The following is an 18,994-nucleotide window of genomic DNA, read 5'->3' as shown; positions in this document are numbered from 1 at the left end:
AGAAAATATAGACAGGGAAATCCAAAACTACAGCTTATGTATTTGAGAGGTTCTGAATGGAGACATTACAAGCAAAGTCGACGCTATCCTCAAAAATTCTGTGGAGTTTAGTTGCCATCATTGGTGCAATTTCATTTGGAATTTTGGCGGTAAGTCGTGGAGAGCATGTCAATGCAGTTTGGCTCGTTCTTGCCGCGGTTTGTGTTTATAGCATTGCATATCGGTTCTACAGTTTATTTATTGCAACAAAAGTCTTTGAATTAAATCCTAAACGCTTAACACCAGCACATCGTTTGAATGATGGTCTGGATTATGTGCCCACCAATAAATACGTTTTATTTGGACATCACTTTGCTGCTATTGCAGGTGCAGGGCCTTTGGTTGGTCCAATTCTCGCAGCGCAAATGGGTTACTTACCAGGCACCATCTGGCTTTTGGTCGGTGTGGTGATTGCAGGCGCGGTACAAGATTTTCTGGTGCTATTTATTTCAACTCGGCGTGATGGTCGCTCTTTGGGTGAAATGGCAAAGCAGGAGTTAGGTACTTTCGCAGGTGTTATTGTGATGTTGGGTACGCTCGGTGTCATGATTATTATTCTTGCGGTACTTGCATTGGTTGTCGTAAAAGCTTTGGCTCATAGTCCATGGGGGGTGTTTAGTATCGCAGCAACCATCCCAATTGCATTATTCATGGGCATATACATGCGTTATCTACGCCCAGGGAAAATTGCTGAGGTTTCGATTATTGGTTTTGTGCTAATGATGGCGGCGATTGTTTTTGGTGGTGATGTAGCAAAAGACCCTTACTGGGGGCAATTGTTCACCTTAACTGGAACTCAGCTAACTTGGGCACTTATCATTTATGGCTTTATTGCGTCAGTATTGCCTGTGTGGTTATTGTTAGCACCTCGTGACTATCTATCAACCTTCCTTAAAATTGGTGTAATTGCGGGTCTGGCGATTGGAATTATCTTTGCAATGCCTGAACTCAAAATGCCTGCGGTGACTCATTTTGTCGACGGTACAGGTCCAGTATTTGCGGGTAGCTTATTTCCATTTCTATTTATTACCATTGCTTGTGGGGCAATTTCTGGTTTCCATGCCTTAGTATCCTCAGGGACAACGCCAAAGTTGGTTGATAATGAAGTCAACATTCGTATGATCGGTTATGGCGGCATGTTGATGGAGTCATTTGTCGGTATCATGGCAATGATCTGCGCAACCGTGCTTGATCCAGGGATTTATTTTGCGATTAATGCCCCTGCTGCCGTTTTGGGTACAAATGTTGATACTGCTGCGGAAGCGGTAAGAAATCTTGGTTTTGTGGTCAGTCCTGAAATGCTTACTGTACTAGCACAAGAAGTAGGCGAAAGTTCAATCCTTTCTCGGACTGGTGGAGCGCCAACTTTTGCGATTGGTATGGCTCATATCATTTCGGAAATTTTCAATAGCCGTGCAATGATGGCATTTTGGTATCACTTTGCCATTCTATTTGAAGCACTATTCATTTTGACCGCAGTCGATGCAGGTACTCGTGCTTGTCGCTTTATGGTACAGGATACTGTCGGGATTGTTGTACCTGCAGTAAAACAATCAGGTTCATTCTTTGGAAATTTGGTTGGGACGTCTGTGGCAGTTGCAGGTTGGGGCTTCTTTGTGTATCAAGGCGTAGTCGACCCTCTTGGTGGTATTAATTCTTTATGGCCATTATTTGGGATTGGAAATCAAATTCTTGCTTCAATGGCATTGATCTTGGGTACGGTTATTTTATTCAAGATGAAGAAAGAGAAGTATGTTTGGGTAACGATTTTTCCAACGATTTTCCTATTTATTACTTCTATGACAGCGGGTTGGCAAAAGATTTTCCACGAAAATCCGAAGATTGGCTTCCTTGCTCAAGCGAATCGTTTCTCTGATGCCATTGCACGTGGAGATGTTCTTGCACCTGCGAAGTCAGTTGCTGAAATGCAGACCATTGTGATGTCGAATCAGATCAATGCGGTGTTATGCGGATTTTTCATGATTGTTGCAATTGTTATGATTATCGCATCGATTGGAATTATTCGCCGTGCTTTAAAAAGTCCTGTGCCAACTGTAAATGAAGCGCCTGCGGTATTCACTGAAACTGCAATGACAGCAGAAACAGCGAGGGGAGAATCATGATGGATTTTAAAATTGCTCGGCAAGGCAGTGCTGTGATTGTGAAGATTATTAAATTCACCATCATGTCACAAAAGCATTTGATCTTTTCACCTAAAAATTGGTCTCGTATTGCAGTGTTATGGCAAAACTTGCAAAAAAGTTTTCGTTTGATGGTGGGTGTGCCTGATTATGAAAACTATGTAAAGCATATGCAAGCGCATCATCCAGATTTAACCCCAATGGATGCCAAGACTTTTTATCGTTATTGTGTTGATGCACGTTACCCATCGTCAGGTGGTAATATCAAGAAATGTCCTTGCTAGAAATTATTTGATTTCTTTGAAAAAAAACTAAAACAGTGTATGTTGAATCATGCACTGTTTTAGTTTGGGGATTGCGTTATGTGGGGCATGGAAAAAGCTTCTATTCAAGAAAAACAACAAAAAAATCAAGAAGTAGAGCAAAATATTAAAAATTTTACTCAGAAAATCGAACGTTTTTTGATTGAAGTGAATCAACTTATTTTAGATAAACCACAACAAACCAAATTAGCGCTGACCTGTTTATTGGCAGGTGGGCATGTATTGTTTGAAGATTTACCAGGATTAGGTAAAACAACTCTAGCGAGTGCCTTAGCTCGTCTAGCAGGGCTGCATTTTCAGCGGATTCAATTTACCAATGACATGTTGGCGAGTGATGTGATTGGGATCAATATTTTTAATCAAAAAGAACATTTATTTGAGTTCAAGAAAGGGCCTATTTTTACTCAGATTTTATTGGCAGATGAGATCAATCGTTGTAGTCCAAAAACACAGAGTGCATTACTCGAAGCCATGGAAGAAGGTGCAGTCACTGTTGATGGAACTCATTATGAATTACCACAACCATTTTGGGTGTTGGCAACGCAAAATCCACTATTTCAAAGTGGAACTTATGCTTTGCCTGAGTCGCAACTTGACCGTTTTTTGATGCGTTTGTCGCTTGGCTATCCATCTCGCCAAGCTGAAAAACTACTGTTACAGCAAAGCTCACGTCAGGTTTTAATTCATCAATTAGAAGCAGTATTTACGCAAGTTGATATTTTGCAATTACGTGAATTGGCAAAACAGGTTTTTTTAAGCGATGCTGTACTCAATTATATTTTAGATTTGGCTGCTGAAACACGTAAACAACGTCATGGCTTATCAACACGTGGTGTATTGGCATTAAAAGCTGCTGCACAAGCTTATGCATTGGTTGAAGGTCGTAGCTTTGTAACCACTGATGATGTGCAAACCGTTTTTGTTGCCGTGGTTGCTCATCGTTTAAGTTTAGGCGAAATAGAGGTAAAACAAATTTTGCAATCGGTTAATGTCTTATAGTTGAGATTGGCTTATGCAAAGGATTCAGCAGTGGATTGCGAAACGCTTTCAAGTTGACGGGACTAAAACTCTGTTACAGAAAGATGTTTTGGTTTTTACCTACAAGCAAGGTTTTTTATATCTCGTTCTGATTTTAATTACCTTTATTGCAGGGATTAACTACGCAAATAACTTGATTTTAGGTTTCTGCTTTTTAATTAGCGCCATTTTATGTATTAGTTTTTATCTCACATTCAAGCAATTGCATGTTCTGCAAATTGATCTGATTGCAGCTGAGGTTGGGCAAGTCGATCAGCCTTTAATTTTAAAACTTCGGTTGAATCAGCCATCCATAATGACCCGATATTTACGTATCCAATGGCTGCAACAAGAGCAACTCATTTACTTAGATCAACAACAGCACACCGTAGAACTTGCTTTTTTTCCAAAGCAGCGTGGTTTATATGAATTTGGTGCAATGAAAATTTATTCGACCTATCCTTTAGGTTTGGTGCGAGCGTGGACTTATTTATATCCAAAACATAAAGTTTGGATTGCACCTAAAGCTTATGACTGGCAAAAAGAACATAAAAATCAACCAACCAACGCCAATGATAGCTTAGATGAATTTAAGGAACTTAAAGCCTTTCAACAAGGTGATTCTTATCAAAATGTGGCATGGAAGCAAGTTGCTCGAGGACAGGGATTTTTTATCAAAATGTTTGAGGCTCAAGCCAATCATCAACATTTAGAAATTGATTATCAAAAAATTCCTGCGCAAAGTCATGAGGAAAAATTAAGCTTTATGGTGGGCTTAATTGAGCAATGTGAACAACTTGGTAATGATTATGCATTGATACTGCCACATGCAAGATTGGAAAGTGGTCAGGGGCAAATACAGCTTCTTCAAGCAAAACTTCTACTTGCGCAGGCCTAAGATCATGACCAAAAAAATCTATTTTTGCATTTTAGCTGTATTAGCATTTGTATTAATTGGGCAAGTCACTTTTATTCCTGTGACATTGAGTGGGTTGTGGGGTGTTATTTGGCTTACATTGGTATGGCGATATAGAAAACAAAAAATTTCACCATTTCCACGCTTATTTTTAGTTTTTTTCTCTTTATTATCTTTAGGTCTGATTTATTTAAATTATCAAACTTTACTGGGAGTAGAAGCAGGAGTCGCATTTTTAAGTACGTGTTTATTTGCGAAAAGTTTGGAAGCTAAGAATACCCGTGATTTATTGATTGTATTTAACTTTGCGTTATTCGTCAGTGCCAGTTTATTGTTACATAGTCAGGCATTCTGGATGGCTGTTCTGGTTTTTTCAGCATTTGTGATGTGTTTGATGGGTTTGTATCGGATTCAAACTGGTCTATTTAACCAGCATCAATTATTATCCAATCAGTTAAAAAATGATGTTAAACAAATTCTAAAGTTTGTCGGGATTGCAACGCCGTTCTTTATTATATTATTTATTTTCTTTCCTCGTTTGCCGCCGCTTTGGGCAATTCCTATTCATAAAAATCAAGCCACTACAGGAATCAGTGATCGTATGTCTCCTGGAGATATTGCACAACTATCACAATCATCGGCTTTGGCTTTTCGTGTTGTTGCGGATATGAGACAACTGCCCAACAGACAAGAGTTGTATTGGCGTGCTTTGGTTTTGGATGAATATGATGGTACAACATGGACCAGTAGTTTTTATAATCAACAGATTAAAAGCGTAAACTCAAATTCTCATGGGGTTAGCTATCAATACTTAGCTGCTGATGAACAGGCAAATTGGATCATGGGCTTGGAATATTCCATTCCACAAGAACGTTATTTACAATTGTATCAAGATGATAGTATACGCCCATCAAAGCTGATTAAACGTAATCAACCCATACAAATGTTTTGGTTGGGGCGAACATCAACATCATCTGTTTTACTATCGCCACGTCAAATTGAATTTAATACTCGATTTGATCATGATCGTGATCAAAAAGCACAGCAATTAGCCCATCAACTGTTTGAACAAAGTCAGGGACAGCCTGAAAAATATATTAAAAAGGTGCTGAATTGGTATGGAGACCATAACTTCGTTTATACCTTGGCACCAGGGACACTTGGCAGTGATCGTATAGATCAATTTTTATTTTATAGTCGAAAAGGTTTTTGTGAGCATTATGCCTCTAGTTTTGTGATGTTAATGCGTTATGTTGGAATTCCTGCAAGAGTTGTCACAGGTTATCAGGGTGGGCAGTTTGCATTAGATAGAGAAAGTTGGGAAGTACGCCAACTTGATGCACATGCTTGGAGTGAAGTGTATCTAGAGGGTGAATGGCAAAGAATTGACCCTACAGCAATCATTGCACCACAACGTATAGATTCAGGAATGCAAGAATATTTAAGTCAATATCAAAACATCTGGGGGAATGGGGGAAGTCATTCATGGCAACTACAGCAATTTAAATTTTTAACAAATATACGTATTTGGAGCGATTATTTAAGTTATCAATGGCAGTCTAAAGTTGTTGGTTATGATGCAGATAAACAAAAAAATTGGTTATCTAAACTAGGTTTTAATTCAAGTTATAGTTATGTGCTGATCTTAATTATTGGTATTGCTGGAATTTTAGCTGTGTATGTTAGCTTCTATTGGTGGAGACAAACAAGGCAGCAAGAATTATATCAACGTGTCATTATTCAATTTCAAAAGCAATTGCCTAAACATTTGCATAAAAGATCAGGGGAAACATTTCAAGTTTGGATGCAGCGTTTATCAAGTATAGATAGTGATCAAAAATCATTTCACCAAGTAGTTGTGCTATATCAAAAAATTGTGTTTTTAGAACAGAATACTCAGCAAAATATTCAAGAATTTAGGAAACTGCTTAAAGTCTGTACGAACGCAATTAAACAGTCTCAAAAAAACTTGTGAACCTGATTAAAAATGAATATCATGCTCTCATTCTAGGTGTATAGCTCAGTTGGTTAGAGCGCTACGTTGACATCGTAGAGGTCAGCAGTTCGAGTCTGCTTATACCTACCATATATTTATCAAAGGTTTGCAAGGAATTTCATGTACTTGCAAGCCTTTTTTATTGTCTTTTGCTTGTTGCCATTGTTGCCATTGTTGCGAAATAGACAACAACTAAAACCCAATTTGTGTCATCATTGTGTCAGGATTTGTGTCAAGAAACGTGCCTAACCCTGTTTGAAAAAACGTGGCGCTCGTTTCTTACATAACTTTACATAAATGGTGAGCAGCAATGAAATTACCAAAACCTAGACAGCGTGGCAGCAGTTGGTCAATCTCAATCATGCTAAATGGTAAGCGTGAATATTGCACAAGAGACACTGAACAAGAGTGCTTGCATTGGGCAATGGCTAGATTGATTGAAGCCAACTCCACGCCAAAAGAAGAAATCGAAGCGCGGCGTAAAACTGTGACCACGTTTCACGACTTATTCAATCTTTACTACAAAGCACACGGCAAAGACTCTAAATCTAAAAAATATATTCGTGAGCAGCTAGATTCATTTGAGAAGCGGTTTGGCTTACTTGGTCGCAAAGACATTACGCAGATCACGCCGCAAGACTTAACGCACTGGCGCAACAAAAGACAATCCGAAGTGTCGGACGGCACAGTATTAAAAGAAATATCTCTCTATAGTTCCGTGTTCACTTTCGCACAAAAGGAATTGTTTATTTTAGACAGTAATCCATTTTTCAGTCTTAAAAAACCACGTAAGCCAAAACCTAGAAACAGACGTATTTTGCAGTCTGAAATAGATAAAATTCTTGCTGAATTAAAATATGAAGTTGGTAATGTTCCGCGCACCAGTAGCCAATACGTTGCATGGGCGTTTTTATTTGCAATTGAAACAGCTATGCGTCGTGGCGAGATATTGTCAATTCGCAGGGCAAATATATTTAAAGACCATATTCACTTGGCTGATACGAAAAATGGTGAAGAAAGGGATGTGCCGCTTACTAAGAAAGCTAGAGAGTTAATGGCGCTGATTCAGCATAATGATGACCGCTTAATTCCGCTTACTGAGAATGCATTTAGATTGCAATTTGAGCGAGCAAAGGCAAGGGCAGGTGTTGAGGAAGTCAGATTTCACGACACACGCCATGAAGCGATTACTCGCTTTGTGAATGACCAGAAATTGCCAGTTGAGGTTTTAGCCAAAGTTACTGGCCATAAAACAATTAAAGTTTTGGTGAACACTTACTATAATCCCGACGTCAAGGATATATTAAAAATGCTAGATAGCTAGGCGTTAATTTTTACGCCTAGCTCCACCAGTGGATTTTTTAGCTTTAGGATTTAGGATTTCGTCTGCAATCGCTGCATTGTATAAGCATTTTGTGCTAAATCCTTGATTGTATCCTGCCAGTTTGCGTCTAACAGTCTGTGTGCTGATGTTGTATTTAGCTGCAAGTTGTTCAGAACTCAGTAGCACCGTGTCAAGCAACTTCATTTCTTTGACAACGCCACCAAAGACATTTTCACCAACCAAAACCTGCGGCGGCTTATCTGCTTCAATTGTGATTTGAAATGTTTTCATTTGCCCCCCCTTAATGCTTCACATCATAATTAGCGTCAATACCAATCTGAGCAGCCAAACAACTGGCTTCATGCTTATAAAACTCAGCCATTAAAGCGTGAGTGTTTAATAAGATTGTTTTAACTCCGTTTAGCTGCAATGCTTCACTACGATCTACAGCAAGATCAGCATCGGTATAGAAGCGAACATTCTTAAACTCATAATGCTCATCAGATAGAATCACATGCGTCTCACTGTCTGCTTCTGATAGCTCGATCAGTGCGTATGGTTTTTGGTATTTAAAGGTCATTGGCTGGCTCCTGTGCTTCGATCATTGTTTCCCAGATTGATGTTGCATCATAACGATAGCCTTTATCAGCTAAAGCTAATCGATTTCCATTTATAAGCATTGCATCCGTCGGCTCTTTCGGAACAACAACAAACCCCTCAGGAACCGCTTGGGCTTTGGCTGCTTGCTCAATAGCATTTGCGAAGTCGTAAACATAAGCATTTAAATCCATGCTTCCGTCTGCTTGCTCTTTCAATTTAAAACCGTTTGCCAGAGCTAATTCTTTAATCTTCTGAATATCCATCACGCCGCCTCAAAACTTTTTGCCGTTTTCTGTTAAACGATTTTCTATTTTGTGATCAGCACGATTCTTATTGAATTCAAGCTTTTCATTGATAGCACCTTCAAGATCAAGACCTAGGCCACCAGCCATATCGCAAATTCGAATCACAGCATCCGCCAATTCAACTTCGAGCATTGATCGATGTGGTAGTTTGTCATCCATCAAATTCTTGCGATAACCTTCCATTGCTTCGCTGATTTCTGAATGAATCAGGCAAAGCATTTCAGGCACATTTCGCTTAGCAGGCTCTCCTTGAGCTGATCTCAAGTCTGCACCTGTTTTTAGGTCATGCCACCAACCAGCATTAACATTTTGTTCATGTATTTTTTTAATTAACTCATTCATCACGCCACCTTCAAACTTTCTAAAATCTCTTTGCCACCGTTTAGATACTGCTTTACTACTGGATGCATAAGGCATTTACCCCAGCTTGGGTGTTATATCCAATCTTTTTAAATAGTGGGTTCAATGCAGAAATATCTAACTGCTTTTTAGCTCGAGTAGCAGCAACATATAAAAGTCGAGCTTCATCTTCGGTTATGATTTTTTCACCAGGTGCAGCAGCTTCTTTATAAAAGAAATCACCACCAAGTTTGACCTTGTTAAACTCCAAGCCTTTAGACTTATGAGCTGTGGTCACAATGCAGTCATAATCACTAGAATTACTTTTTAGTAATGCGTTGATTAATGCATCTTCACCGACTTTTTCGATAAGACCAACTAAAGGTTTTAAGTCATTTCCAGAGACTTCATTTGTGTATTCAATGACTTCTTCCCAATTGCTAAAGCCTTCAAATACACTTCCATCGTGGACTTTTATTCCAGATTTCACTTTTTTGGCATCTTCAATATTTTTTAATAAAGAAGCTGTATCAACTTCCAAGCGTGGTTCACGTCCAATTTTTACCAGCTCAACCATATTAGAAAGGGCAGCAGCATTGGTACGATAGATAAATGCATCTGCAACCATATCTGTGACTTCACCAACATTGGAGTCAATTTGTTCAAAACCACGTAAAGGAATTTCTTCATCCAAAACATTGAACAAAATTTTATTCGCAAGATCAGCAATGTTTTCACCAAAACGGAATGATTGACTTAAACGTGTTTCAGCAATATCTAGGGATTGCATCGCATTAACAGCACCACGAAACGCATAGATTTGTTGGTGACGATCACCCACATAAATTACCTGGGCACGTTGCTTACTCAAGACATTCAACATAATAGGATCAGCATCTTGCGCTTCATCAAATAAAATAAAGTCAGCATTAATCACTGGATTGCTCAATGCCCAATATTTTAGGTAATGGTCATGTTCTAAACGGTTCACGCCTTGTGGATTTAAAATATCCATCCAGTAATCTTGTGCCTTCGGCAGTAGGATATTTGCCAATTCAGCACGGTATGTATCATCCATCCAATCAGGTAAAGCAGCATAAACTTGTGATAGTTGAATTTCGCTGTAATTAGAACGGCAGAAATAACCAACGGCATTCATCATAGATGTGGCCATACGTTTTGAATTAAATAAACGATTTTGGTCATCCTCGCCACGTTGTTTAACCAATGCCACTGGTACTTGATAATTCTCAAGATCATGGCGAGATGCCAATTGATTTGACATCAAGCGACGATTTTTTAATTTATTGGTCAACCAGCGTGGAACAGCGTTATAAGCTAGGCTGTGAAATGTTTTGCACTTAACATTATGGTTAAATTTAGACTGTGCTTCTGTTGCAATAGCCTTGTTAAATGCCAAGTACATGCCATGTTGGTGATGCTTTGCATTGCCAATTAGTTTAAGGGTAGAGGTCTTACCAGCACCAGCGTATGCGGTCACTTTACAAGACTGTCCATGTAATGCCATATCAATGGCATGTTGTTGTTCAATAGTTGGATTCATATTTCTATCTCACTATTGGTACCCTCATGTGTGAGGGCACCACATGCCATTAGTTAAGGTGTTAGTTCAGCCGCTTTGCGTTCAAAAATCTCACTGATCTGATCAATTTCAGAATCGGTCATTGAGCTGGTGTTCGGCTCAAAACGTTCAGCCGAAATTGAATTAAGTAGCTCAATATCGGTTGCCGTTTCCATATCAGTAGCTAACTGCACGACATTTTTACGACGTTTGTATGCAGCATTGATATTCGTCTGGGCGGGTTCACCTAAATTAGATGGAATGGTCTGAGCTAATGCTTTTAATTCCTCTAGCGTATTCATTGAATCAATTTGAGCAATAAAAGCAGCAACATCAAATTCATGTTGTGCAGCCATATCTATGACTGTTTCCTGTGATTGTTCACGTTGCGCCATTTGAGCTTTAAGCCCACTCGAACCTTGATGTTTTTTTACCGTTGATTGAACAGGGGTAACATCAAGTTCTTCACGCTCAATGACTTCATCAGGTGTATACACGCCAAGAATTACATCTGGACAATATAGACGTGCCCAACGTTTAGTTGCTAAATATGCGATTTGTTGACGTGGATCGGCAGCCCATAGAGGTGAATTACGAACTGGTCCTACTTGTGCCATAGAAATATCAATTACACGCGGTTCGTTCTCACCTCGTAAAGTTGCAGATACTCGAACACCAAGAGTAGGAGACTTATCATCCTTACCATTTACTTTCGACCAATCACCGTACCATTCAAAATGCAAACGCTCTTTAACTGGTGCGCGTGCAGTAATTACCGCATTAACCAACTGAGCTTCATATCCAAGCGTACCGTTTACCAAATGTGTTTTTTGAGCTACTGCATAAGGATTCATTCCCCATTGCATTGCCTGCATGATGATAGCCATGCAATCACCTTCATTACCCTGTAAATGTTTTGGAGTGGTAATTTTGCTTGTAGCCATACGTGCAGCCATAGATTCAATACGAACCATGACAGTTTCATTCATCATGATGTCTAAAGCAGACATAGCAGATGTATGTTGAGTTTCTTGTGGATTTAATACTGCTGTATTCATAATAAAATTCCTTAAACTGTTTCTTTAAACTTGTTTGAAATACGGAAAACACGTGTGCTTGATGTTTTGCTGTATTTCGCAAATAAATCAGGTTCTTCTTTTTTCAACAGCGTACTGTCGATACGAGTAGAGGATTGTTCTTTGTAGGTGCAGATAGACTTACCCTGGCTAATCATCATTTCAGCGTCCTGCATCGTGGAGACAATCTTTAACTTGATTTCATCTTCACGAGCCTTGTCCGCTTTTTGGCGACTCTGAACAGCAATAAGTTCTTCCGTAAGCTTGATATGTTCAAAATCAGCTTCAACTTGTTTACCCACAACATGCTTTGACCAGCGATGTAAAACATCATCAAAACAAGTAGGATCGGGTGGTACATCAGCAATGACATGGTTGAACCAAAATGCTTTAACTTGTTTAAAGATTGATTCAATTAAATCGTCATCACGCTCGATTCGATACATACGGAACTTATTACCACCAATAAGCACAGCTAAATGAATTACCTGACAGCCTGTAATCATCAGATACCAAAGACATTGAGTTAGGTAATAATCTGGAACTTGATCTGATCCTTCTTCGCCGAACAATTTACTCATGTATTCACTTGCAGTTTTACACTCAAGCAGTTGATCGGTAGTTAGAGCACCATCTTTAAAACGTACATTTCCAGAGATTTCAGGATTAATGACAGCTCGGTCAATATTGCCCAATGCCCATGGATGTTCTTCAAGAAACAATTGTTGAGTAACACGTTGAACTTTCATGCCTGAGCGACGTGAGAACTCTTTTGCAACAACATCTTCAAGTAAGTTGCCAAAATGGGCAGACTCATTTTGTGATTCTTTACGCTCACTACGACCAGTTTTGTCTAACCACAACTGGTATGGTGATTTGTATGGGCTGAAACCAAGAATTGCAGCAACATCAGAACCACCGATACCTTTTTTACGACCTGCAAGAAATTGGTCACGATTAACTTGAGTATTCATCTTAATTACTCCAAATCGCAGGGCAGATCACTTTGTAACCATGATCAAAGCCAAGAAAAACACGATGAAAAACACAACCATTAAGGTTTTTATTGCTTTTTGTTGGTCCATCATAATCATCTCCAGCAGTATCCACATGAGCGACATTCCGCCTGTAGTCCTGAACCTGAGTGACTGCAACCAAAAGAAACTTGATTGCTATTACAGTTTGGACATGAAACATTTGAACTAAGTTCAATATTTATAATTTTCATTTCATTCTCCTGGAGCGCTTAAATGCGCTCTCTTAGTTCTTGTTCGATGAGGTCCTTGATCTCTACAACATCGAGACGATCAACGTAGGCGTTTAGAACTTCACCATCTTCTGAAAAGACATGAATGTCTTTTATCTCTTTTACTTCAACATCACGCCAGTTATGACCAACACCGTTGCCATCCATGAAGTATTCAGCGTCAAACTCAACTTCAAGCGCATATTCATCGTTTGCAGTTAAAAGAGTGGCTTGCTCTTTTTTGATGTTGATTTCGTCAATAGTAAAAGGAGCCATGATGTAGACTGGTTGGCTTGGCAATGATGCATAAGCAGCAGTTAATGCACTTACTACGCCAGCAAAGCCGATTGATTTGACTACTTTTGATTTTATGTTCATACTCATCTCACTCTTTGAGTAAAAGCCCTTTGATGTCGAGTCGGAAGGGCTTTTTTGTTGTTTGTGAGATAAATATCGCATTACCGATATTTTAAGTCAATAGGAAATCCGATATTTTTATAGAAATTCCGATTTTTTATTTTTCTAATGACAAAAAAACCTGCTAAGGGCAGGTTAAATATCAAACTTTTAATAGCAAGTTTAAATTTTTTTATTTATTAAATGATCTCTAATTTTACGAAGTTTCTCAATATCATCTGGTAGGTTTTGGTATTGTGAGTACTTAGCCCTAATCTTTTGCTTATTAGCTTCACTTACCCCACGACCTAACATGAGATAAAAGACTAAACACCAAGGAATTCCAATAAATGATGCTCCCCAAAGTATATTTACAATTGATACATTATTTGCACTGCTTATGGCCCCAAAAAGACCTCCTAAAACAAATCCTAATCCATATACATAAAAATTAAGTAAATAATCTCCAAACGTCAGAGGAAATGATTGAATTTCTTGCTTAATTAATATTTTAATTTGTTTTCTTATTTCTGCTTTGATTGGTAAACGACCTGTATCTATTTCTTCTTTAGTTTGTCTAATAGCGTCCTTTACAATATTTATTATAGTTGAAATAGCTAACCACCCAACAACAATAAAAATCAAGTAAATTAAAATATTATCTGAACCACCACCTCCAATTTCATCCTCAATATACCTGTCCGCAAATAAGCAAGTAGAAGGAAGAAGTAATAAATAAAGTATATTTTTTTTATGTATCATTTATATAAACTCGTATTTTTTAAGATTTTCTAACTCTTTTGGGACGAGAACCACCCAAAGGTCTAAAAGCATCAATCACCAATCCCACCAACTCCATACCATCTTCAAATTCAATAATATTGGGTTGAAAATTTGGATTAAGTGCTTGTAAATATTTACGTTCGTCACTTTCAATTACCAATTTTTTAAAAGTTGCATCGCTATTATGACGAACTACAATTAAATCTTCAGATAATAGATCGCACACCTGAAAAGCAGGATTAACTAAAATGTAGTCACCCTCCTCATATTGCGGAAAATTACTAATACCAACCACTTTTAAATAAAAACAACCATCAGGATCATCAGCACTTAAAGGTGGCAACCATTTCATTACATCATTTGGATTTATAGCTTCTACAGAGGTCATTGATCCAGCTTGAACCCATGATAAAACAGGAATTAATCTCTGAGTTACTGGAACAACGTTATTATCAAAATCACCAGTTATGCCTTTCTTGAGTTCTTCCGCTGTTACACCAAGAGCATTTGCTAACTCAAGTATTGAACCTGTTGATTTTGCATTACCTGTTTCAAGATCAGATATCACAGATTGCTTCACGCCTGATTTTTGAGCCAATTCCTTTTGAGTCATTTTTTTGGCTTTACGAAGCTTTTTTAAATTTTCACCTAAAGTCGCCATAAAAAAATCCTAAAAACTACTATCGGAATTCTGATACAAAATGCAATCGGTTTGGCTATTGTCTTAATATCGGAAAACCTATATATTTATTAAAAATATCGGAGGTTCTTATGAATCAGTGGCAAACAATGATCTCTGATTTAAGAGAAAAAGGCTTAACACAAACTCAAATCGCTGCGGAAATTGAATGTTCTCAAAATTATGTAAGTGATTTAGAACGTGGCGTTTGCGGTAAACGCTTGTCTTATGAGCTTGGAAAGAAATTAGAAGCTCTTTGGGAAAAACACCAATCAGCAGATTTAACCGCACAATCTGCGAGTTAAAAGGAAATCTTATGGAAACAAAAATAATGTTTGTATTCAGCAAAAAACTGTTGGCACCCATGTCAACACGTGTACCGCTGGAAGTCCAAGAGATCATTGATGAATTGGCGATAAGCCAAGGCAGTGATCGTGCGAAATGGTTAAGAGATGCCATAGATAAAAAGATCGAACTGGAGACAGGTCAATCATCATCTGAGCATATAGAAAAATCAAAGAATACAACGTCTACAAGCGTATTCAAGAATGTATGCAGAAATTTGAAAAGTTTTTGGCAGGCATTAAAAAAGCCCGACGTTGCAGGTCGAGCTTCTAGTACAGCAATTCATAATCATTCAGGAAAATGAACATGAGTAATTTAACAGAACATAAGTGCGCTGGCAAATGTCCTGAATTTAAAGGGGAACAGTGCCATCACTGTTTGATACCTGGTAATTCGGAAATTTCAAATAGTTCGGATTTTATTATGGGTGATGACGCTCATATCGAAAACCACATTTCTCCGCTTTGTCTATCTGATTCGCGGAAAAATGAGAGTAAAAGTCCTTGGTCTATCAAAGAAGATGCCCTAAGCCGCATGGAATCCCACTACATTGAGCAGAAAAAACAGGTTGAGTTGCTTAAAACTGAAAAGTTAGCAATGCAGGCTGAGATTGATGAACAAGGTAATCGCACTGATGAGCTTGCTGAAACCTGTTTGAATTTTGAAAAACAAATTAATGATGTTTTGAAAATCATTAATCATCCAGACAACTACTACCTGCCTTTTTATTGTGTTGCTGAACAAATTCAGGCAGTTCTGGGTGAGGTGGTGGTATGAAAGAACGTCCTATTTTATTTTCCACTTCAATGGTTAAGGCTATCTTGGAGGGTCGTAAGACTCAGACTCGTCGTGTTATGCGTCGTCAGCCCGACAAGGTTGAGCGTTTCAAACATGGAGTGGAGACCGCTGATACTGATGCTCGATACGCAATTTTGCGTTGTTACAACAGCCCTAAGATGTTTAAGAAATGCAATAGCGGTTGGTTTGCAGATGCATCATATAAAACCCCATTTACTGAATTTAATGTTGGCGACCATCTTTGGGTTCGTGAAACTTGGCGTAAATACGATTGTGATGAATGTCCTTGTTATGAGTATTGCAATTGCCCACCGCATGGCACGTATTTGTATTACGCAGATTGTTTAGATGATGAGGCAAAGTGGAAACCATCAATTCACATGCCACGTTCAGCATGTCGTTTAGTTCTTGAAATCACCAATATTCGTGTTGAGCGTTTACAAGATGTTTCTGCTGAGGATGCCAAAGCAGAGGGCTTTGATTATTCAACTCATCCATCAGCCATAGATATGGGCTATGCAATTGGTGCTAAAACGAATTTTCGCCATACATGGGAACAGATTTATGGAGCGACAGCTTGGAATAAAAACCCATGGGTTTGGGTAATCGATTTTAAAGTTATCCAAGGCGGTGCAGCATGATTGATAACACCTCAATTCTCGCCCTAACTGACATTATCCAATTGCCTGAAGCTGAACGCTTACAGGCAATCAAGGATAAGTTTTCAGCAAAATCACATGATGAATTACTTAATTTACTTGGCAATGTTTTAAATGTTGCTGTGAATTATGCCCAATCGTGTGATGAAACATTGTATTTACATCTCGTCACCACTGGCGATATGCACCCATACGCAATAGATAAACTTATTTCACCTAGTTTCCATGGTGCTTTGAATGGGCTGATCTTGGCACAAAAGGCTCCTAATCAAGATGTTCTATGTGAATCGTGTGCTTATCGCTGCGGTACTTTAGCAAATCACTGTCTTACGACTCAATCTGACTTGGCTCATGCCTTGGAGTCGGATGCAGTTTTCTATTGTCATAAAGATATTGAGAATCTGGATTGTCCGACCAGTGAAGACAAGACGCGTATGAAGCCATGCAAAGGCTGGGCACAGCATGTGAAAAACAAGGGAGCAGCGTGATTATATGAGCAGTTTCAACTTTGTAAAAGCTGTACGTCAAATCTCGATGCCACCAACAACTAAGTTAGTGGCAATCACTTTGGCTACATACGCTGATTATGAAACTGGTGAATGTTATCCATCCATCCAAACGCTCATGGACGATACTGGACTATCAAATCGAGCAGTGGGCTTACACATTAAACACATCGAAAATTTAGGAATATTGGTTGTAGATCGTTCAAATGGTCGTCGATCTTATTACCGTTTTGATGTGGAAAGTCTCACAAAAGCAGTGACGCAGGGTCATAGCTCTGAAAATGAAAGCAGTGACTCTGATAACAATACCAGTGACTCTAACGACAGTGAACCAGTGACTCTCACGCAACAACCAGTGACTCTGGTGCAAAAAGCAGTGACGCAGGGTCATACTAACTACCAAGAACAACCAATAGAACAACCAATAGAACGTAGTAGTAATACGCACGAAGAAAAAATTTCACAACCGCCAGTTCAATTTGTTCAGTACCACAATTTTGATCTTGCAAAAATCTCAGTGATCGAACTTGGTCAGAAATATTCAACATTGAAATCTGATTTCATCGAATTGTCTAAACCTAGACACCCTGATCTTGATCAACACGATCTTGAAAACTTGTTTGATGAATTTGGAGATTGGTTTGCATCACCGAATGATTACGGTAAGCAATCTTTCAAGACAGCACAGAAGTGGGCTGTAGCGTTCCTGACATGGGTAAACAACAACAAGCATAAACTTATCAACCGAAAGGAGAAAAATAACGTCACTGAGCAATCAGGACGAAATAAGCCTATCCAAACACCATCTGCATACCAAGCTAAACAGGAAAATGTAAATCGTTGGTTGCGTTATGGTCAAAAAGTCCGTGAAGAACAACATCAGGAATCATCAATTATTGATGTGGTACCTGAACCCCCAAAGAGCTTTCTGATTGAGGAGGTGGGTCATGCGTGAGTTCACCATTACTGAAGCACGTCGTTTAATTGACAAAATGCGTATTCGTTACGGTAAGAAATTTACAGATTTTTGGGCAGCAGTTGATGAAGCTGATCTTGAACAGGCAATGATTGAGGACTTTTCAGGATTGACAGTTCAGCAGCTGGAAAATGGGTATAACCGTATGCTCCATGAACCATGGCCACCATGTATTCAAGATTTTAAGATTTGGTGTTTACAAGGTCCACATTGGCTCACTGAAAATGAAGCATGGCAACAAGCATTGGCATACGAGAAGTCGAATCAGACAATCTCAATCAGTGTGCATGTACTCAAAACTCTTAAAGAATTTAAGAAAGGTTTTGATGAATTAAATCCACGTTCTGAATCACAGTCAAAAGCATTTAAGGATATGTACGTCCGTATCGTTTCAAATGCGAAATTGATGGGAGATGTTCAGTCATTCACTGATCCAGTTGGGGCATTAAAAGCACCTAGGGAAGATGAGAGAAGAATCACCACCTGTCCACCTGAATTGATGGCTCAGATGAAGGGTATTAATAAAAATTCTAATGCAGGTAGAGCATGACAAATTACTTATCACAATCTCAAATTAAAAGACTTGTTCACCAACGTGACAACAAGCCTAAACAGCAGAAATACGGCAATCATAAAGTTATTGTTGATGGTGAAAAAATTGCGGATTCACAGCATGAATATCGTCGATTAAATGAATTAAAAGTCTTGGAGCGAGTGGGAGAGATCAAGGACCTACAAACACAGGTGCGATACAACCTTATCCCTAGTCAAAAGATTTGTGGCAAAACTGAGCGTGGTGTGAGTTATGTCGCGGACTTTGTTTATTGGACTAAAGATGACCAGTTCATCTGTGAAGATACAAAAGGTCATAAAACTGCGGATTACATCATCAAACGAAAATTGATGAAGTTGATTCACAATATTGACGTAGTTGAAGTTTAAGAGCGA

The 18,994-nt window shown here is 38.7% G+C and carries 25 protein-coding genes and 1 tRNA gene; 15 read left to right on the top strand and 11 right to left on the bottom strand.

What is annotated here, in order from left to right; genetic code table 11:
* The first annotated feature begins 56 nt into the window (after positions 1 to 56).
* The 7 genes from O1450_RS09860 to O1450_RS09830 all read left to right on the top strand — a co-directional run bounded on the left by O1450_RS09860 (position 57) and on the right by O1450_RS09830 (position 7,756).
* A complete protein-coding gene (locus tag O1450_RS09860; RefSeq protein WP_269228278.1) occupies positions 57 to 2,162 on the top strand; it encodes a carbon starvation CstA family protein in 2,106 nt (701 codons plus the stop codon).
* A complete protein-coding gene (locus tag O1450_RS09855) occupies positions 2,162 to 2,464 on the top strand; it encodes a YbdD/YjiX family protein (protein WP_269230458.1) in 303 nt (100 codons plus the stop codon). Before O1450_RS09860 ends, O1450_RS09855 begins: the two co-directional genes overlap by 1 nt.
* Positions 2,465 to 2,542: 78 nt before the next feature.
* Complete coding sequence (locus O1450_RS09850) at positions 2,543 to 3,502, top strand: AAA family ATPase (protein ID WP_269228277.1); 960 nt, start codon at positions 2,543 to 2,545, stop codon at positions 3,500 to 3,502.
* A 13-nt stretch (positions 3,503 to 3,515) separates the two neighbouring features.
* The gene (locus O1450_RS09845) at positions 3,516 to 4,418 is read left to right on the top strand and encodes a DUF58 domain-containing protein (RefSeq protein WP_269228276.1); all 903 of its coding nucleotides are present in this window, start codon (positions 3,516 to 3,518) and stop codon (positions 4,416 to 4,418) included.
* A gap of 4 nt (positions 4,419 to 4,422) precedes the next feature.
* Entirely contained in the window at positions 4,423 to 6,411 is a 1,989-nt protein-coding gene (locus O1450_RS09840) for a transglutaminase family protein (protein WP_269228275.1), read from the top strand.
* A gap of 34 nt (positions 6,412 to 6,445) precedes the next feature.
* Positions 6,446 to 6,522: transfer RNA gene (locus tag O1450_RS09835), tRNA-Val, on the top strand.
* Positions 6,523 to 6,742: 220 nt separating this feature from the next.
* Entirely contained in the window at positions 6,743 to 7,756 is a 1,014-nt protein-coding gene (locus tag O1450_RS09830) for a tyrosine-type recombinase/integrase (RefSeq protein ID WP_269228274.1), read from the top strand.
* A 3-nt stretch (positions 7,757 to 7,759) separates the two neighbouring features.
* Here O1450_RS09830 and O1450_RS09825 read toward each other — a convergent pair whose 3' ends face one another.
* From O1450_RS09825 to O1450_RS09775, 11 genes are all read right to left on the bottom strand, one after another.
* Complete coding sequence (locus O1450_RS09825; RefSeq protein ID WP_168377821.1) at positions 7,760 to 8,047, bottom strand: DNA-binding protein; 288 nt, start codon at positions 8,045 to 8,047, stop codon at positions 7,760 to 7,762.
* Positions 8,048 to 8,057: 10 nt separating this feature from the next.
* On the bottom strand, positions 8,058 to 8,336 hold the full coding sequence (locus O1450_RS09820; RefSeq protein ID WP_269228273.1) for a hypothetical protein: 279 nt from the start codon (positions 8,334 to 8,336) through the stop codon (positions 8,058 to 8,060).
* Positions 8,326 to 8,619: a hypothetical protein gene (locus O1450_RS09815; protein WP_269228272.1), complete on the bottom strand. Its 294-nt coding sequence runs from the start codon at positions 8,617 to 8,619 to the stop codon at positions 8,326 to 8,328. Before O1450_RS09815 ends, O1450_RS09820 begins: the two co-directional genes overlap by 11 nt.
* Before the next feature lie 9 nt (positions 8,620 to 8,628).
* Positions 8,629 to 9,078, bottom strand: coding sequence for a hypothetical protein (locus tag O1450_RS09810; protein ID WP_269228271.1), 450 nt, complete (start codon positions 9,076 to 9,078; stop codon positions 8,629 to 8,631).
* Positions 9,059 to 10,564 carry a 3'-5' exonuclease gene (locus tag O1450_RS09805; RefSeq protein WP_269228270.1) on the bottom strand — a complete coding sequence of 502 codons (1,506 nt, stop codon included), beginning with the start codon at positions 10,562 to 10,564 and terminating at the stop codon, positions 9,059 to 9,061. The genes O1450_RS09810 and O1450_RS09805 overlap by 20 nt, the downstream gene beginning before the upstream one ends.
* 53 nt (positions 10,565 to 10,617) lie before the next feature.
* On the bottom strand, positions 10,618 to 11,640 hold the full coding sequence (locus O1450_RS09800) for a RecT family recombinase (protein ID WP_269228269.1): 1,023 nt from the start codon (positions 11,638 to 11,640) through the stop codon (positions 10,618 to 10,620).
* 11 nt (positions 11,641 to 11,651) lie between these two features.
* Positions 11,652 to 12,632, bottom strand: coding sequence for a YqaJ viral recombinase family nuclease (locus O1450_RS09795; protein WP_269228268.1), 981 nt, complete (start codon positions 12,630 to 12,632; stop codon positions 11,652 to 11,654).
* Position 12,633: 1 nt separating this feature from the next.
* Positions 12,634 to 12,855, bottom strand: a complete 222-nt coding sequence (locus O1450_RS09790) for a hypothetical protein (RefSeq protein WP_269228267.1) — start codon at positions 12,853 to 12,855, stop codon at positions 12,634 to 12,636.
* Between the two features lie 49 nt (positions 12,856 to 12,904).
* The gene (locus O1450_RS09785; protein WP_269228266.1) at positions 12,905 to 13,282 is read right to left on the bottom strand and encodes a hypothetical protein; all 378 of its coding nucleotides are present in this window, start codon (positions 13,280 to 13,282) and stop codon (positions 12,905 to 12,907) included.
* A 201-nt stretch (positions 13,283 to 13,483) separates the two neighbouring features.
* Positions 13,484 to 14,062 (bottom strand): hypothetical protein, encoded by a 579-nt coding sequence (locus tag O1450_RS09780; RefSeq protein ID WP_121774888.1) that lies wholly within the window; start codon positions 14,060 to 14,062, stop codon positions 13,484 to 13,486.
* A gap of 19 nt (positions 14,063 to 14,081) precedes the next feature.
* Positions 14,082 to 14,744, bottom strand: coding sequence for a LexA family protein (locus tag O1450_RS09775; RefSeq protein WP_061517851.1), 663 nt, complete (start codon positions 14,742 to 14,744; stop codon positions 14,082 to 14,084).
* Positions 14,745 to 14,854: 110 nt separating this feature from the next.
* Here O1450_RS09775 and O1450_RS09770 point away from each other — a divergent pair, with 110 nt between their 5' ends.
* The 8 genes from O1450_RS09770 to O1450_RS09735 are packed head-to-tail and all read left to right on the top strand — an operon-like array spanning position 14,855 to position 18,988.
* Positions 14,855 to 15,067: a helix-turn-helix domain-containing protein gene (locus O1450_RS09770; RefSeq protein ID WP_070152210.1), complete on the top strand. Its 213-nt coding sequence runs from the start codon at positions 14,855 to 14,857 to the stop codon at positions 15,065 to 15,067.
* Between the two features lie 11 nt (positions 15,068 to 15,078).
* Positions 15,079 to 15,411: a hypothetical protein gene (locus tag O1450_RS09765; protein WP_130112736.1), complete on the top strand. Its 333-nt coding sequence runs from the start codon at positions 15,079 to 15,081 to the stop codon at positions 15,409 to 15,411.
* Positions 15,412 to 15,413: 2 nt separating this feature from the next.
* Positions 15,414 to 15,884 carry a hypothetical protein gene (locus O1450_RS09760; protein WP_269228265.1) on the top strand — a complete coding sequence of 157 codons (471 nt, stop codon included), beginning with the start codon at positions 15,414 to 15,416 and terminating at the stop codon, positions 15,882 to 15,884.
* A complete protein-coding gene (locus O1450_RS09755; protein WP_269228264.1) occupies positions 15,881 to 16,546 on the top strand; it encodes a hypothetical protein in 666 nt (221 codons plus the stop codon). Before O1450_RS09760 ends, O1450_RS09755 begins: the two co-directional genes overlap by 4 nt.
* Complete coding sequence (locus tag O1450_RS09750) at positions 16,543 to 17,052, top strand: hypothetical protein (RefSeq protein WP_269228263.1); 510 nt, start codon at positions 16,543 to 16,545, stop codon at positions 17,050 to 17,052. Before O1450_RS09755 ends, O1450_RS09750 begins: the two co-directional genes overlap by 4 nt.
* A 4-nt stretch (positions 17,053 to 17,056) precedes the next feature.
* Entirely contained in the window at positions 17,057 to 18,025 is a 969-nt protein-coding gene (locus O1450_RS09745; protein ID WP_269228262.1) for a helix-turn-helix domain-containing protein, read from the top strand.
* Positions 18,018 to 18,596 carry a hypothetical protein gene (locus O1450_RS09740; protein ID WP_269228261.1) on the top strand — a complete coding sequence of 193 codons (579 nt, stop codon included), beginning with the start codon at positions 18,018 to 18,020 and terminating at the stop codon, positions 18,594 to 18,596. Before O1450_RS09745 ends, O1450_RS09740 begins: the two co-directional genes overlap by 8 nt.
* On the top strand, positions 18,593 to 18,988 hold the full coding sequence (locus O1450_RS09735) for a DUF1064 domain-containing protein (RefSeq protein WP_269228260.1): 396 nt from the start codon (positions 18,593 to 18,595) through the stop codon (positions 18,986 to 18,988). The genes O1450_RS09740 and O1450_RS09735 overlap by 4 nt, the downstream gene beginning before the upstream one ends.
* The last annotated feature ends 6 nt before the right edge of the window (positions 18,989 to 18,994 follow it).

This window comes from Acinetobacter sp. TR11 (genome assembly GCF_027105035.1).
In the GTDB taxonomy this organism is placed as follows: domain Bacteria; phylum Pseudomonadota; class Gammaproteobacteria; order Pseudomonadales; family Moraxellaceae; genus Acinetobacter.
This window is presented reverse-complemented; position numbering and strand designations above follow the sequence as displayed.

Coding starts and splice junctions, on each gene's coding strand:
- O1450_RS09765 (WP_130112736.1), top strand. CDS start 15,079: ATGGAAACAAAAATAATGTTTGTATTCAGCAAAAAACTGTTGGCACCC.
- O1450_RS09795 (WP_269228268.1), bottom strand. CDS start 12,632: ATGAATACTCAAGTTAATCGTGACCAATTTCTTGCAGGTCGTAAAAAA.
- O1450_RS09760 (WP_269228265.1), top strand. CDS start 15,414: ATGAGTAATTTAACAGAACATAAGTGCGCTGGCAAATGTCCTGAATTT.
- O1450_RS09745 (WP_269228262.1), top strand. CDS start 17,057: ATGAGCAGTTTCAACTTTGTAAAAGCTGTACGTCAAATCTCGATGCCA.
- O1450_RS09810 (WP_269228271.1), bottom strand. CDS start 9,078: ATGCCTTATGCATCCAGTAGTAAAGCAGTATCTAAACGGTGGCAAAGA.
- O1450_RS09775 (WP_061517851.1), bottom strand. CDS start 14,744: ATGGCGACTTTAGGTGAAAATTTAAAAAAGCTTCGTAAAGCCAAAAAA.
- O1450_RS09830 (WP_269228274.1), top strand. CDS start 6,743: ATGAAATTACCAAAACCTAGACAGCGTGGCAGCAGTTGGTCAATCTCA.
- O1450_RS09860 (WP_269228278.1), top strand. CDS start 57: ATGGAGACATTACAAGCAAAGTCGACGCTATCCTCAAAAATTCTGTGG.
- O1450_RS09840 (WP_269228275.1), top strand. CDS start 4,423: ATGACCAAAAAAATCTATTTTTGCATTTTAGCTGTATTAGCATTTGTA.
- O1450_RS09740 (WP_269228261.1), top strand. CDS start 18,018: ATGCGTGAGTTCACCATTACTGAAGCACGTCGTTTAATTGACAAAATG.
- O1450_RS09755 (WP_269228264.1), top strand. CDS start 15,881: ATGAAAGAACGTCCTATTTTATTTTCCACTTCAATGGTTAAGGCTATC.
- O1450_RS09855 (WP_269230458.1), top strand. CDS start 2,162: ATGGATTTTAAAATTGCTCGGCAAGGCAGTGCTGTGATTGTGAAGATT.
- O1450_RS09790 (WP_269228267.1), bottom strand. CDS start 12,855: ATGTTTCATGTCCAAACTGTAATAGCAATCAAGTTTCTTTTGGTTGCA.
- O1450_RS09825 (WP_168377821.1), bottom strand. CDS start 8,047: ATGAAAACATTTCAAATCACAATTGAAGCAGATAAGCCGCCGCAGGTT.
- O1450_RS09800 (WP_269228269.1), bottom strand. CDS start 11,640: ATGAATACAGCAGTATTAAATCCACAAGAAACTCAACATACATCTGCT.
- O1450_RS09850 (WP_269228277.1), top strand. CDS start 2,543: ATGTGGGGCATGGAAAAAGCTTCTATTCAAGAAAAACAACAAAAAAAT.
- O1450_RS09770 (WP_070152210.1), top strand. CDS start 14,855: ATGAATCAGTGGCAAACAATGATCTCTGATTTAAGAGAAAAAGGCTTA.
- O1450_RS09780 (WP_121774888.1), bottom strand. CDS start 14,062: ATGATACATAAAAAAAATATACTTTATTTATTACTTCTTCCTTCTACT.
- O1450_RS09815 (WP_269228272.1), bottom strand. CDS start 8,619: ATGGATATTCAGAAGATTAAAGAATTAGCTCTGGCAAACGGTTTTAAA.
- O1450_RS09735 (WP_269228260.1), top strand. CDS start 18,593: ATGACAAATTACTTATCACAATCTCAAATTAAAAGACTTGTTCACCAA.
- O1450_RS09750 (WP_269228263.1), top strand. CDS start 16,543: ATGATTGATAACACCTCAATTCTCGCCCTAACTGACATTATCCAATTG.
- O1450_RS09845 (WP_269228276.1), top strand. CDS start 3,516: ATGCAAAGGATTCAGCAGTGGATTGCGAAACGCTTTCAAGTTGACGGG.
- O1450_RS09805 (WP_269228270.1), bottom strand. CDS start 10,564: ATGAATCCAACTATTGAACAACAACATGCCATTGATATGGCATTACAT.
- O1450_RS09820 (WP_269228273.1), bottom strand. CDS start 8,336: ATGACCTTTAAATACCAAAAACCATACGCACTGATCGAGCTATCAGAA.
- O1450_RS09785 (WP_269228266.1), bottom strand. CDS start 13,282: ATGAACATAAAATCAAAAGTAGTCAAATCAATCGGCTTTGCTGGCGTA.